This is a genomic window from Bacillus sp. AR4-2, assembly GCF_008274865.1.
Lineage (GTDB): Bacteria > Bacillota > Bacilli > Bacillales > Bacillaceae_G > Bacillus_A > Bacillus_A cereus.
The window spans coordinates 5,010,101-5,024,898 of the sequence record NZ_CP031062.1; the positions used below are offsets into that span (position 1 = coordinate 5,010,101).

Here is a 14,798-nt window from a genome sequence, read left to right on the forward strand (position 1 = left end):
CAACTATACCTCCAAAAAATAAGTATCTGGTTTTTCCGGATCAAAACATTCGTTTACCCACATTACTGTAACGAGATCATTTTCTCCTACATTTACAATTGAATGTGTATATCCAACCGGTATATCAACAACTTGTAATTTTTCTCCACTCACTCGATATTCAATAATATCATCTGAGTCTATATTTCTAAATCGAATTAAACCTTCACCACTCACTACTAAAAACTTCTCATTTTTAGTGTGATGCCAATGATTTCCTTTAGTAATTCCTGGTTTTGATATATTTATAGAAACTTGCCCTCGCTCCGGTGTTCTAATAAACTCTGTAAATGACCCTCTATGATCGCTGTGCATTTTTAAATCGTATGCAAATTTATCCTCTGGTAAAAAACTTAAATATGTACTATAAAGTTTTTTAGTTAGGGCATCTCCCATATTTGCAACACTTAAATTCTCTCTACCTTCTTTAAAGCTTTTAATAACATTAGCTAACTCACCAAGTTTAATGTTATGCGTTACAGGCACAAAACAATAATCACCCTGTATAGTTGGGGTATGATTTAAAGCTTTGAAAAATTCCTCTAACACATCATCTATATAGCAAAGATTCAGTTCTACATCTGGATCATTCACTTGAATATCTAACCCTCTAGCAATATTATGACAAAATGTAGCTACCACCGTATTGTAATTAGGTTTACTCCACTTTCCAAATAAGTTAGGAAGTCTATATACATAAGCTGTAGCACCAGTTTCTTTAGAGTAATTGAATACCGCCTCTTCACCAGCTTTTTTACTTTTTCCATAAGGATTATTATTTTCTGCCTGAATAGAAGAAGTAATAAGTACAGACGCCTTATTACCATGCTCTTTTAATAAATTTAGCATTTGAGATGTAAAATCAGCATTTCCTTCCATAAATTCATTTTCATCCTTAGGCCTATTCACACCAGCTAAATGAAAAACAAAATTACATTCTTTTGTATACCTTTCAAGTAATGTAACATCGTCTTCTCTAGAAAATTCGAATATATCTTTATACCCCTGATTTTTAAGTTCAGCAACAAGGTTTTTCCCAAGAAAGCCCTTTGCACCTGTAACAAGAATTCTCATTAGTTATCCCGCCCTCTAATTCATTGAATAAATATTCGTCTTATTCCATTCCTCAAGTTCTTGTTTTACATAATCTAATTCTAATAATTTTTCTTTAATTTGTTCAATATCAAGGACTTGTGTATTATCTGAATTATATTCTCCAACAGTAGTAAGTTTTTGATTTCCTTCTGCAAAATACTTATCATAGTTAAGATCTCTTCGATCCGCAGGAACCCTAAAGAAACCTCCTAAATCTTCCGCTACCACGTATTCTTCCTTCGTTAATAAGGTCTCATAACGCTTCTCTCCGTGGCGTGTACCAATTACTTTAATTTCATTATCAACATTAAATAATTCCTTTACAGCTTGAGCAAGATCACCAATGGTACTTGCAGGAGATTTTTGAACCATAATATCCCCAGCTACAGCATTTTGAAATGCAAATACTACTAATTCTACTGCCTCTTCTAAACTCATTAGGAATCTTGTCATATTAGGATCAGTCACAGTTAAGGGTTGGCCCGCTTTAATTTGCTCTATGAATAGTGGAATAACTGATCCACGTGAAGCCATAACATTACCATATCGAGTACCACAAATAAGTGTGTTCTCTGGAGATACTGTTTTTGATTTTGCCACAAACACTTTTTCCATCATCGCTTTCGAAATACCCATAGCATTGATTGGATAAGCTGCTTTATCTGTAGATAAACAGATAACTTTCTTCACATCATATTCTATAGAAGCCGTCAGTACGTTATCGGTACCTATAATATTAGTCTTTACTGCTTCTAATGGGAAAAATTCGCATGAAGGAACCTGTTTTAATGCAGCTGCATGAAAAACATAGTCTACACCATGCATGGCATTTTTAACGCTTGCTAAATCTCTTACATCCCCTAAGTAAAATTTCAGTTTGTCATTGCTATAAAGTTTTCGCATATCATCCTGTTTTTTTTCATCACGTGAGAAAATACGAATTTCTTTTATATCAGTATCTAAGAATCTTTTCATTACCGCATTACCAAAAGAACCTGTACCACCTGTTATTAATAAAGTTTTATCCTTAAACATATTAGTTGCCTCTTTTCATATTATTTGAAATGATTCATTATTATTTCATATGAGTTTCTTGCTGTATAATTAGCCTCTAAGTATCTCCTAGCATTAATCCCCATAGATTCTCTCGATTCTCTGTTACACATTTGATTTAGCTTTTCATTAAAGCTCTCACTATTACTACTCTCGCACCACAGACCAAATCCACCATCTTCAATAATTTCTCCAATATCCGTATTTATATCAGTTGCTGCTAAAATAGGCATCGAAGCTTGCATATATGATAGAATTCTTGAAGGAAAGTTAGGTATCGTAAATCTTTTATCAAGAAATATTAACCCAACATCACAGGAATTTGCTAGAATATCATACTCATCCTTTGGTAGTTGAGAAAATAATTGTGTATTAGTTAAATTCTCTTTATTAATACATGTTTTTAATTTAGGGAACTCCGTCCCCGCTCCAACTATAACAAAGTGCACTTGATTATTATTCTTATTAGCTTTGAGACACTCTATTAAAAAGTCAATTCCTTGTGGCTTCCCAAGATTTCCTCCGTAAATAAAGACTGTTTTATCAATTGGTATCTTATATTTAGCCTTAATTTCATTACTCTTCCTTATATCCTTTTTTACAATTAAAGGTTCTATGCTATTTGGACATACTTCAACAATATCTGGAGATATTTCTGGATTATTTTGTAATAAGAAATTCACATTAGCTTGTGACATACATCCAATATAGTTTGAGATGCTATACAATTTTTTTTCCTTAGTCCGAAAATATTTATAAAGTAAACTCCCCATCCCTTTTTTCTTTATCATACCTAAATCTACTGCATTTTGAGGGAAAATGTCTTTTAGCAATAAATATGTTTTTGCATTATCTCTTTTTTGTACATATTCAACCGCCTTTTGAAGCGTTATTGGCGGTGTTGAATATAACACTAAGTCAAATTTAACATCTGAAAAGTAATTTTTAATACCTTTTAAAAACTTAGATTCCAAGGTTAAAGTCGAAATACCCTTTTCAATCATGTTAGTTTTTTGAATATTACCGATTTGTAATTTTAATATTTTACAATTTCCCTCATCAATCAAATTTGTTTTTTGTCGTTTTCTCTTTTCAGTCGGAGAAATAATATAGACGTTATTTCCGTTATTTGTAAACTCTCGCATCAAATCAGTGTATATGCCCTTTTCTTTAATTGTTGAAAAATCTAGAAGTGTTAAAAATAAGACATTCATAAATTAAATTCTCCTCACCGGAACCCCTACATAAGTTCTAGATTCAGTTATATCTCTAATTACCACGGCACCTGCACCAATTTTACAGCTATGTGTAATATTTATATTATTACTTACTACACTACCAGCTCCCAACCAAGTACCTCTTCCAACTTTCACTGTCCCAGCTAAATGGGCTCCCGGTGATACATGAACATAGTCTTCAATTACATTGTCATGATCCACCGTGGAAGCAGTATTAATAATGCATCCTTTTCCGATTTTAGTACAACAGTTAATTACCGCTCCTGCCATAACTACAGTTCCTGCTTCCAAATAAACCTGTTCTCCAATAATTGCACTCGGATGAATTAAAACCGGGATACTCGCCTCTTCAGCTTCAAGTTGTCTCTGTATCTTCTCTCGTATAACATTATTACCAATTCCAACGAAAAAATCGTAATCATCTATATACTTTGAGATACTTGCTGATTTATCAATTATTTGTATTCCCATTGAAGATCCTACATTTTCATTATCATCTAAAAAAGCAATGCTCTGCCATTTATTCATTTTCAGTGCGATATCAGCTATGACTCTTCCGTGGCCACTAGCTCCTATTATAAGAAGTTTTTCTTTCATAATTTTATACTTCCTTTTCCATTTCCTTTAAATGGTTCCATCGTAGCAGCAGTTTCTGAATTAATCCCTTCTCTAATAAAAACCTTCTTAATTGTTAAAAGAATAATCTTCCAATCTGTAGTAAAACTTACACGATCTACATACTCTACATCATAATTAAATTTCTCTTCCCAACTAATAGCATTACGCCCATTAACTTGCGCTAACCCTGACAACCCAGGCCTAACTTCGTGGCGACGCTTTTGATGTTCATTATATAATGGTAAATACTGAACTAATAAAGGCCTTGGTCCTATAATTGACATATCACCTTTAAGGATATTGAATAAACCTGGTAACTCATCAAGTGATGTTGAACGTAAAAAATTCCCGAACTTAGTAAGTCTTACACTATCAGGTAGTAGCTCACCTTTTTCATTCTTTTCATCCGTCATAGTTCTAAATTTATACATTTTAAAAATAGTTCCATGCAACCCTGGTCGCTCTTGTTTAAATAATACCGGGCTACCCAATTTAGTTTTTACAAGAAAAGAAACTATAAGAAGTACTGGACTCAGCACTATAATAGCGATTAAAGACAGGATAAAATCCATCGGCCTTTTTATAAACCTACCATAGATACCAACTTTAGAACCCCTCATTACGCTATCCACAACCCTTTAATAATTTTCACAACTTTTTCTAGATCTGCTTCTGTCATCTTCGTATCGCTTGGTAAACATATACCATTCTCAAAAAGTTTTTCTGATACATCTGTACCAACAAAATCATATTTCTCAAAGAACGGCTGCACATGCATTGGCTTCCAAACTGGTCTAGATTCAATATTTTCTTTTTCAAGGGCTTCCATCACGTCAATTGGGCGAATCTTACCGTTCAATGTCATAGAACTTAACCAATAATTCGGCTCATTCCACTCATTACTAGGCATAAATTCAATTCCTTCAAGATTTCCTAATTCTCTCTTATAAAAATCAAATATGTATCTTTTCTTCTGAACTCTTTGATCTAATACTTTAAGTTGCCCTCTACCAATTCCAGCAACTACATTACTCATACGATAGTTAAAACCTAATTCACTATGTTGATAGTGTCTTGCTTGGTCTCTACTTTGAGTAGCCCAAAATCTTACCTTTGAAACTCTTTCTTCATCATTAGAAACAAGCATACCGCCACCAGAAGTAGTAATGATTTTATTACCATTAAAAGAAAAAATACCATACTCTCCAAAACTACCTGTATGTTTACCCTTATAATAAGTTCCCAAAGATTCCGCAGCATCTTCAATTAAAGTAACATCGTATTTTTTACAAAGTTCAATAATCTTATCCATATCCGCGGACAGACCATAAAGGTGAACTACTATAACTGCCTTTACATTGGGATACTTTTTAAAAGCCTCTTCCAATGCTTTAGGACACATATTCCACGTTTCATAATCACTATCTATGAAAACCGGAGTAGCATTTTGATAAATAATAGGATTTGCTGTAGCTGAGAAGGTAAGTGTTTGGCAGAAAACTATATCTCCCTCTCCTACTCCAGCTGATTTTAAAGCCAAATGAATTGCTGCTGTCCCAGAAGATAGTGCCGCAGCTGCTTTAGAGCCCACCTTCACTGCTAGTTCTCTTTCAAATCCATTCACATTTTCCCCAAGTGGTGCAATCCAATTTGTATCAAAAGCTTCCTTAACATACTGCATTTCATAACCTTCATCACTCATATGCGGTGATGACAGCAATATTCTATCTCCCATTATAAAAACTTCCTTCCAAAAATTAATTTTCAATACTAACTTTATTATTAGCAATACCTAATAATCGTTCTCGTATTTCCTCTTTACTCATTTCACCAAAATCATTCATAAACTGTCTTAGAATTACTTGATCTATCAAAACAGCTTTTCCTATGTGAATTTTAGGGAATATTTGTTCCGGATGGATTTCACCTTCATTTAATAACTCTTCATACATTTTTTCACCTGGTCTTAATCCAGTAAATTCAATTCCGATTTCTTCAATAGAAAAACCTGAAAGAGTAATTAAATTTTTTGCTAAATCTACAATCTTCACTGGGTCTCCCATATCGAGAACAAATAATTCCCCACCTCTAGCTAACGTACCAGCTTGAATCACTAATCTAGAAGCTTCTGGTATTGTCATAAAATAACGAATCATATCTGGGTGCGTAACGGTTACGGGTCCACCCTTTTGAATTTGTTTCTTAAACAGAGGAATTACACTTCCCCTACTTCCAAGAACATTACCAAATCTAACCGCAACAAAACGCGTACTAGTACTTACAGATGCCATATGCTGCACAATCATTTCTGCAAATCGTTTTGTAGCCCCCATTACATTTGTCGGATTTACAGCTTTATCTGTAGAAACCATTACAAACGTATTCACTTTAAACGTATCTGCCGCTTCAGCTACATTTTTCGTACCAAAAATGTTATTTTTAACAGCTTCTTCTGGATTACGCTCCATTAAAGGAACATGCTTATGTGCCGCAGCATGATATACGATATATGGTTGATGCCTTTTCATTATTTCAAAGATTTTATGACGATCTTGTACGTCAGCAATTTCTGTTGTTATTTCCACAGAATCTTTATAAGTAACTCTCATTTCCATCTCAATATTATAAATGCTGTTTTCACCATGTCCTAAAAGAACAATTTTAGCTGGTTTGTATTTCATTACTTGACGACAAATTTCTGATCCAATTGATCCACCAGCGCCCGTTACTAAAATTGTTTTACCTGTAATCTTTTCCCCAATTCCAGCATCATCTAGCTTTATTGGTTCTCTCCCTAATAAATCCTCTACTTGCACATCACGGAATTCATTAACAGAGAGTTTTCCATCTAAAAGATCTTCAAGCATCGGTACAATTTGTGTTTTTGCCTTCGTTTTTCTACACTTCTCAAAAATCTCGTTTATTTGACCTCTATTTAATGAAGGGATTGCAATAATAATATGTTCTATATCATTCTCTTCTACAATTTCTTGAATGTGATTTGTTGTACCAACAACCGGCACATTATAAATTTCCAATTTCTGCTTATTTTTATCGTCATCAACAAATGCAATTGGATATAAATCAGCTTCTTTATTATGTTGTAACTGACGTACTACCATTGTCCCTGCTGAACCAGCACCAATAATTAATGTTCGTTTTTTATCAGTAGTTTTTGTAATGTATGTATCACGGAACATGCGCCATATGAAGCGAGAACCACCTATTAATAATAAATGTAACATCCATGCGATTGCTAAAATACGAACATAAATATCGTGATTTATAATCTGTTGAACAATTGCTGTTACTACGATTGATAGCGTAACCGCCTTAAATATTTGCTTTAATTCTCCAATACTTGCATATTCCCACGCCTTGTTATACAACTTATAAATAGCTGCAAAAATATGATGACTACACAATAATGTAATAGAACTAATAACTACTGTTGTAGGAATTTTGCTTAATACATTTGGATGTATAAACCAATAACTTAAATACACGGCAGTTAATACGATAAATGAATCCAATAAAATTAATAATGAGAGCCGTTTTCGATAACTCAATATATCTTTTCCCTTCTTTATATAATTCTTATCTTATTCGTAATAAAAAAGGACATTCTATTATGAATGTACCTCTTCCTTTTTTACAAGTTCCTGCATATACTTCATTAACTCTGCATTTAACTCTTCATTTTGAAGCGCCATCTCAATCGTCGTCTTAATAAACCCAAACTTCTCCCCAACATCATAACGAGTACCTTCAAAATCATAAGCAAATACACGTTGAACTTCATTTAATCGTTGAATTGCATCTGTTAATTGAATTTCCCCACCAGCACCTGTTTGTTGATCTTCAAGGAGCATGAAGATTTCTGGTGTTAATACGTAACGCCCCATAATTGCTAAATTTGATGGTGCCGTTCCTTGAGCTGGCTTCTCCACAAATTGACGTACTTGATAACGGCGATCGCTTTGTTCAATCGGATCGATAATACCGTAACGATGTGTTTCGTTTTCAGGCACTGTTTGTACACCAATAACTGACGACTGTGTATATTCATATTGATCCATTAATTGACGTAAACACGGTGTTTCTGCTTGTACAATATCATCACCAAGTAATACCGCAAATGGTTCATTTCCAATAAATTTACGCGCACACCATACTGCGTGTCCCAGCCCTTTTGGTTCCTTTTGTCTTATGTAATGAATATTAATTTTTGAAGAAGCTTGTACTTTTTCTAGCATCTCATGCTTCCCTTTTTCTAGTAAGCTTTGCTCCAATTCAAAAGAATGATCAAAATGATCTTCAATCGCACGCTTTCCTTTTCCAGTAACAATAATAATATCTTCAATTCCTGATTCTATCGCTTCTTCTACTATGTATTGAATTGTTGGTTTATCAACAATTGGTAACATTTCTTTCGGCATTGCCTTTGTTACCGGCAAAAACCTTGTCCCCAGTCCCGCAGCTGGAATAATTGCTTTTCTTACTTTTTTCAAATCTAGTACCCCCAAATATATCATTATATGCATATGTAACAATAACAAAAACCCTACTTATAGGGTCGTCTTTACAACTCCATAAGTAGAGTTTCTATCATAAATAAATTATGGGCATCTAACCCACCCTCACGTCATACTCCCGACGACAAGCGTCTAAGGTAGGTTCGAAATAAAAATTTCTACCCACAGCACGACCGAGTGCCCCCGTTGATAACGGTTAGGAGGCATCACCAATTCTCTATTTAAAAAATACCAAACAATTTTTTACGACGAATTTGTTCTGGATCTTCCTTATAAATTGCTTTACCGCTAATTAATAAATACGGATTTTCTTTTAGGTCGCTCATAACATTCATTCCGAATTCTTTCTCAATTAATTCATAGCTTTCCGCTAAATGAAATCCTCTTGATGTTATGTTATGTGCATCTGAAGCGACCATATGTGTTAAATTATATTCTACAAGTTGAAGTGAAAACTTTTTAATTTTTTTACCGAATTTCCCTAATAAACTACCTGCCGTTACTTGCGTTAACGCACCTTTATTTACAATGTTATATAACTTATCTGGCCGCTCGATTAACTCGGCATTACGTTCCGGATGAACAATAATTGGGATCATTCCCTTTACACGTAGTTCATATAATAATTGTTCTGCATAACGAGGTACGTGATTAGATGGAAATTCAATGAATATATATTTATTTGTTTCATTTAAAGTAACGATTTTACCAGCTTCATAGTCTTCTAATAAATCGCCATATAACCTGACTTCTTGCCCAGGTAAAATGGTAAGTGGAATATTGCGTTGTTGTAGTTCATCATTTAGTTGTTTTACGTGATGAATAATTGAGGTACGTTCATTTACATATTTTCCATTTTGATGATGCGGCGTTGCGACAATTGTATGTATTCCTTCTGCAACAGCTTGTTGTGCCATTGCTAAACTATCTGTTACTGTCTGTGCACCATCATCGATACCAGGTAAAATGTGACAATGTAAATCTATCATTTGTTTCATCCTCCCTCTCTCCTATAAAGATCTTTTTTCCCTTGAATATGAGATATCGCTCATACTCAAGGGAAAAAAGGAGATATGTTTTTACCATATCTCACTTTAAAACTAGTTTGCACCATAGTAATAATATAAGCCTTGTTCACGTTCACGATCGTTTAAAACAACACCTAACAATTTACCTTTTGCAGACTCCAATAATCCTTTTGCTTTTACTGCTGTTTCTTTCTCTGTTGATTCACTACGAACAACAAGAATAGAAGCATCACATACATTTGCCATAATTTGCGCATCCGTTACAGCTAAAATTGGCGGCATATCAAAAATAACTAGATCGTACATACTATATGCTTGTCCAAGAAGTTCTTTCATTGATTTTGAACCTAACAATTCGGCCGGATTTGGTGGAATTGGACCACAAGCTAAAAAGTGTAGATTGTCTACAGATGTCATTTGTACACATTTTTCTAAACGTTCACTATGTGTTAATACATTCGTTAATCCAAAAATGTTATCTACTTGGAACATTTGATGCATCGCTGGTTTACGCATATCTGCATCAATTAATAATACTTTCTTTCCTTGTTGAGCAAACACAACTGCCATATTGGCTGTCGTTGTCGTTTTCCCTTCACTTGGGTTTGCAGATGTTACCATTAATGAATGTAAATTCGTATCAATAGCTGCAAATTCAATATTCGTTCGAATATTACGATATTGTTCTGAAATTGGTGATTTTGGTTGTTGATGAGCAATTAATTGACGGCGTTGACGATGATTCTTTTTCTTTTTAAATAAATTAAGAGCCAATTGTTTGTCCCCTCACTTTTCTTGATGATGGAGCGTGTGATTTCACGTTCATTGTTTCTTCATCCATACGAGCTACAATTCCTAATACTGGTAATCCAAGTAAATTTTCCACATCTTCTTCTTTTTTCACTGTGTTATCTAAGTACTCTAGTAAGAATGCAAGACCAACTGAAGCCATTAAACCAACAACGAAAGCGATCGCTACATTAAGCATTGGAGCTGGTTTAATTGGAGATTGATTTTCCATAACTTCAGCTTTAGATAATACCGTTACGTTATCGACATTCATAATTTTAGAAACTTCGCCTTTAAATACGTCTGCCGTTACATTCGCAATATCACGAGCTACTTTTGGATCTTTATCCTCAACTGTAATAGAAATAACTTGTGAATCTTTTTCATTCGTAACATTAACCTTCTTTGCTAAAGGTTGTGCTGTCATATTTAAGTTCAATTTTTCATTCACTTGTTCTAAGATTACTGGACTCTTAATAATAACCTTATATGTATTCGTTAATTGAATATTTGATTGAATTTCCCCTAACTGAATTGCTGCCCCTTCTTGCTTCTTCTGATTCACAAGAATTTGCGTCGAAGATTGATAGATTGGTGTCATAAAGAAGAAGCTAATGATAGCACTTACAATAGCTGCACCAAAGGCGATTACGAGGATCATTGCTAAACGTTTTTTTAAGATATGAAATAACTCTTTTAGACTAATTGTTTCTTCCATAGGTTCCTCCAACTTTCTAAAATTTACACATAGGAAAAATTATAACATATAAATCTTACATTTTTTATTTTTAATAATTCATTTTTATATTTGTTCACAAGAAACAAGTTTAATCTTACAAAATTATCTTAAATATGACAACACATTCCAATGATTCCCCAAAAATTTTATCATATCATGCTTTTTACAATGTATAACTTGATAAACAATTTTCAGAAATCAAAAAAAGCCAACAAATTTTTGTTGGCCTTTTCATATTTTAGTAATAACCATACTGCTCTTTTTCTTCTCTTTTATCGTTTAAAACAACTCCAAGTATTTTTCCTGATGCTTTATCTAATATTTGTTTCGCTTTTATGATTTTATCTCTTTCTGTCTTTTCACTTCGTACAACGAGTACGATTCCATCACATTTATTCGCTAGTATTTGTGCATCTGTAACCGCAAGGACAGGTGGTGTGTCGATTAATATAATATCAAACATGTTATATGCTTCGAGCAACGTCTCGTCCATTGCCCGGCTCCCTAATAGTTCTGCTGGGTTTGGCGGAATTGGACCCGCTGCCATTAAGTATACGTTCTCTATATCTGTTTTTTGAATGCATTGCATAAGTTTCGCTTGTCCTGATAATAAGTTCGTTAACCCATTTGAACTATGAATAGCAAATAAGTTTTGTATCGTCGGCTTACGCAAGTCAGCTCCAATTAATAAAACTTTCTTTCCTTGTTGTCCGAAAACAACTGCTAAGTTTGAGATTGTTGTTGTTTTCCCATCACCTGGATCGGCTGAAGTAACAATAATAGAACGAACATGATTATCTACAGATGTAAACTCAATGTTTGTACGAATGTTACGGTATTGTTCTGTAATACGCGATTTAGGCTCTTTATGTGTAATTAATTGTCGTAATGGTTTTCTTTTCTTTCTCCCGAACATATTCATAATCTCCTTTTGTGAAATGCGACATTTCCCTTTTCTCTCTCTTATGCTCGATTTCATACGTCTAATTAATATTCTTGCTGATTTCCCCACATTTCATCATAATCAATAACATTCTACTTTGTCTTATTTAAGTACCTTAACAATATGACAATGCCCTTATTTCTTTATTACCTTTATCACTTATCCTGTTTTCTAGATAAACAATAAAGTAAGTATATGGTAATTACCATCTATTTACAAGGTGTTTTCTGATTATTTTGTATATTATCATCCCATCGTTATATAGCAGAAATTAAAAAATCTCCTTGTCTTTTCACAAGGAGATTTTTTTAGTACTATCTATTCTTTTTTATCACCAATCGCAAATGTAATTTCTGCCTCACATGCAACTTCACCATCTACTGTTGCGATTGCTTTTCCTTTTCCAATTTGGCCGCGTACGCGTGTCATTTCTACTTCTAGACGAAGCTGATCACCTGGGCGTACTTGTTTTTTGAAACGGCAATTGTCGATACCTGCAAAGAAAGCAAGTCTTCCGCGGTTTTCTTCTTTCTTTAATACTGCAACTGCTCCGACTTGTGCTAATGCTTCTACAATAAGTACACCAGGCATAACTGCATAGTCAGGGAAGTGTCCGTTAAAGAATTCTTCGTTTGCGGATACATTTTTAATTCCAACCGCTCTTTTTCCTTCATCTACTTCTAATATTTTATCAACAAGTAAAAATGGATAGCGGTGAGGAATGATTTCTTTAATTTGTTCTATATTTAGCATGTAACAATCGCCCCTTTTGTAATATTGGTCTTACCACTTGGACATATTGCTATTATCCCATTTTGTTTATTGTTTGTCATTACAAAGTAACATTTTATATTTAGCACAACTTCCAAAAAAAAATGCACACACTCTATTCCATTAAAATAGTTGCACATTTTTGCAACTGACACGGAGGTGGAAAGGAGTGCATGCCAAAATTAGGGAAAGGCAATATGTATTGAAACATTATTTGCCTTAATGTCGTATTCGACTCATTATATTATAAACGTTTTCAATTAAGGAAATATTAAATTTAACCATATATATGAATATTTTACCTGTTTCCTTCACATTTCTCTATTTTCCTTCCATTTTCGCAAAAAAACAAAATAAAAAAATACAAAAACGAAAAAAAGAACTAAGGCGTCAGCCTTAGTTCTTTCAAATTATCTCAAAGCACGCTTTGGTAATCTGTCGATATTCTCTAACATAATGCCTGTACCAACCGCAACGCAGTGCATTGGATTTTCAGCAATTAATACTGGTACTTTTAGTTCTTCTGCTAGAAGCATGTCGATACCGTGTAGTAAAGCTCCACCGCCTGTTAGAATAACACCGCGGTCGATGATATCTGCAGATAGTTCTGGTGGTGTGCGCTCTAATACGCCTTTTGCAGCTTGTACAATAACAGCTGCATTTTCTTTTAATGCTTCTGTAATTTCTTCAGAGCATACTGTAATTGTACGTGGTAAGCCTGTTACCATGTCACGTCCGCGAATTTCAAGTTCTTCGCTACGTGCACCTGGGAATACTGTACCAACTTTAATTTTAATATCTTCTGAAGTACGTTCTCCGATTAATAGCTTATACTTACGTTTAATATAGTTTAAGATCTCCATATCAAACTTATCGCCAGCCATTTTGATAGAGGAAGAGGTAACAATATCACCCATAGATAGTACAGCGATATCTGTTGTACCTCCACCAATATCAACAACCATGTTACCGCTTGGTTGGAAGATTTCCATACCAGCACCAACTGCGGCTACTTTTGGTTCTTCTTCTAAAAATACTGTTTTACCACCTGAACGTTCAGCAGCTTCACGAATTGCTTTTTGTTCTACTGATGTAATATTTGTTGGACAACAAATTAAAATACGAGGTTTTGAAAAGAAGCTCTTTACGTCCAATTTGTTAATGAAATACTTTAACATTGCTTCTGTAATTTCGAAATCTGCGATTACACCATCTTTAAGTGGACGAATTGCTACAATATTACCCGGCGTACGTCCCACCATACTTCTTGCTTCTTCACCTACTGCTAATACTTTACCACTATTACGATCAATTGCCACAACAGATGGCTCATTTAATACAATACCCTTACCTTTAACATGAATTAATACGTTAGCCGTACCTAGGTCAATTCCGATATCTCGCGCAAACATTCCCGTTTTTTCCTCCTCGATATTCAAAATCAGGTTACACCCGAATTCTTTTCACCTAATTTCTGATTTTATCATAAATTTAACAGAAACGTAATATTCGCAAAAAGAATTCTTCTGAAAAATATTACCGAATGTGAACGGAATGTTTGCTACTGTAACATTATTGACGTACAGGCTTCTCTACATCTTCTTTTCTATACTTTTGCTTTGTTGCTTCTCCACCTCTTAAATGACGAATAGACTTATGATAATCAAGAATTTCTTTCACTTCATTTGCGAGCTCTGGATTAATTTCTGGTAGACGTTCTGTTAAATCTTTATGGACTGTACTCTTTGATACCCCAAATTCCTTTGCAATGACACGCACTGTCTTTCTTGTCTCCACGATATACTTACCAATCTTGATAGTTCTCTCTTTGATGTAATCGTGCACACCACTCGCCTCCCTAATTTGGATGTGAGAAGGGTGAAATGAGCCTCGCTGCATACGACTAAGAAGTAAGTGTGAGTGCTGTTTGTAAGCGTTAAACATTCTTGG

15 protein-coding genes are annotated in these 14,798 nt (G+C 34.2%); all 15 read right to left on the reverse strand.

Going from position 1 to position 14,798, the window contains the following annotated elements; all coding sequences use genetic code 11:
• Nucleotides 1–3 precede the first annotated feature (3 nt).
• Complete coding sequence (locus DN399_RS25975) at nucleotides 4–1,113, reverse strand: capsular polysaccharide biosynthesis protein CapF (RefSeq protein ID WP_149150069.1); 1,110 nt, start codon at nucleotides 1,111–1,113, stop codon at nucleotides 4–6.
• 15 nt (nucleotides 1,114–1,128) lie between these two features.
• Nucleotides 1,129–2,169 (reverse strand): polysaccharide biosynthesis protein, encoded by a 1,041-nt coding sequence (locus DN399_RS25980; RefSeq protein ID WP_048564269.1) that lies wholly within the window; start codon nucleotides 2,167–2,169, stop codon nucleotides 1,129–1,131.
• Between the two features lie 20 nt (nucleotides 2,170–2,189).
• Nucleotides 2,190–3,401 carry a glycosyltransferase family 4 protein gene (locus DN399_RS25985; RefSeq protein WP_149150070.1) on the reverse strand — a complete coding sequence of 404 codons (1,212 nt, stop codon included), beginning with the start codon at nucleotides 3,399–3,401 and terminating at the stop codon, nucleotides 2,190–2,192.
• A gap of 3 nt (nucleotides 3,402–3,404) precedes the next feature.
• Entirely contained in the window at nucleotides 3,405–4,022 is a 618-nt protein-coding gene (locus DN399_RS25990; RefSeq protein WP_048564271.1) for an acetyltransferase, read from the reverse strand.
• A complete protein-coding gene (locus DN399_RS25995) occupies nucleotides 4,019–4,663 on the reverse strand; it encodes a sugar transferase (protein ID WP_048564272.1) in 645 nt (214 codons plus the stop codon). Before DN399_RS25995 ends, DN399_RS25990 begins: the two co-directional genes overlap by 4 nt.
• Nucleotides 4,663–5,778, reverse strand: coding sequence for a DegT/DnrJ/EryC1/StrS family aminotransferase (locus DN399_RS26000; RefSeq protein ID WP_149150071.1), 1,116 nt, complete (start codon nucleotides 5,776–5,778; stop codon nucleotides 4,663–4,665). Before DN399_RS26000 ends, DN399_RS25995 begins: the two co-directional genes overlap by 1 nt.
• A gap of 22 nt (nucleotides 5,779–5,800) precedes the next feature.
• Complete coding sequence (locus DN399_RS26005; RefSeq protein WP_098364598.1) at nucleotides 5,801–7,612, reverse strand: polysaccharide biosynthesis protein; 1,812 nt, start codon at nucleotides 7,610–7,612, stop codon at nucleotides 5,801–5,803.
• Between the two features lie 60 nt (nucleotides 7,613–7,672).
• Nucleotides 7,673–8,554, reverse strand: a complete 882-nt coding sequence (gene galU, locus DN399_RS26010; protein ID WP_179953521.1) for a UTP--glucose-1-phosphate uridylyltransferase GalU — start codon at nucleotides 8,552–8,554, stop codon at nucleotides 7,673–7,675.
• A gap of 245 nt (nucleotides 8,555–8,799) precedes the next feature.
• Nucleotides 8,800–9,567, reverse strand: a complete 768-nt coding sequence (locus tag DN399_RS26015) for a tyrosine-protein phosphatase (RefSeq protein WP_149150072.1) — start codon at nucleotides 9,565–9,567, stop codon at nucleotides 8,800–8,802.
• A 111-nt stretch (nucleotides 9,568–9,678) separates the two neighbouring features.
• Nucleotides 9,679–10,380 (reverse strand): CpsD/CapB family tyrosine-protein kinase, encoded by a 702-nt coding sequence (locus DN399_RS26020; RefSeq protein ID WP_098364600.1) that lies wholly within the window; start codon nucleotides 10,378–10,380, stop codon nucleotides 9,679–9,681.
• Nucleotides 10,370–11,113, reverse strand: a complete 744-nt coding sequence (locus tag DN399_RS26025; RefSeq protein WP_149150073.1) for a YveK family protein — start codon at nucleotides 11,111–11,113, stop codon at nucleotides 10,370–10,372. The genes DN399_RS26020 and DN399_RS26025 overlap by 11 nt, the downstream gene beginning before the upstream one ends.
• 259 nt (nucleotides 11,114–11,372) lie before the next feature.
• Nucleotides 11,373–12,050 carry a CpsD/CapB family tyrosine-protein kinase gene (locus DN399_RS26030; RefSeq protein WP_149150074.1) on the reverse strand — a complete coding sequence of 226 codons (678 nt, stop codon included), beginning with the start codon at nucleotides 12,048–12,050 and terminating at the stop codon, nucleotides 11,373–11,375.
• A 345-nt stretch (nucleotides 12,051–12,395) separates the two neighbouring features.
• Complete coding sequence (gene fabZ, locus DN399_RS26035; protein ID WP_149150075.1) at nucleotides 12,396–12,830, reverse strand: 3-hydroxyacyl-ACP dehydratase FabZ; 435 nt, start codon at nucleotides 12,828–12,830, stop codon at nucleotides 12,396–12,398.
• A gap of 428 nt (nucleotides 12,831–13,258) precedes the next feature.
• Nucleotides 13,259–14,260 carry a rod shape-determining protein gene (mreB, locus tag DN399_RS26040; RefSeq protein WP_000457978.1) on the reverse strand — a complete coding sequence of 334 codons (1,002 nt, stop codon included), beginning with the start codon at nucleotides 14,258–14,260 and terminating at the stop codon, nucleotides 13,259–13,261.
• Between the two features lie 160 nt (nucleotides 14,261–14,420).
• On the reverse strand, nucleotides 14,421–14,693 hold the full coding sequence (gene spoIIID, locus DN399_RS26045; RefSeq protein WP_000544012.1) for a sporulation transcriptional regulator SpoIIID: 273 nt from the start codon (nucleotides 14,691–14,693) through the stop codon (nucleotides 14,421–14,423).
• Nucleotides 14,694–14,798 lie beyond the last annotated feature (105 nt).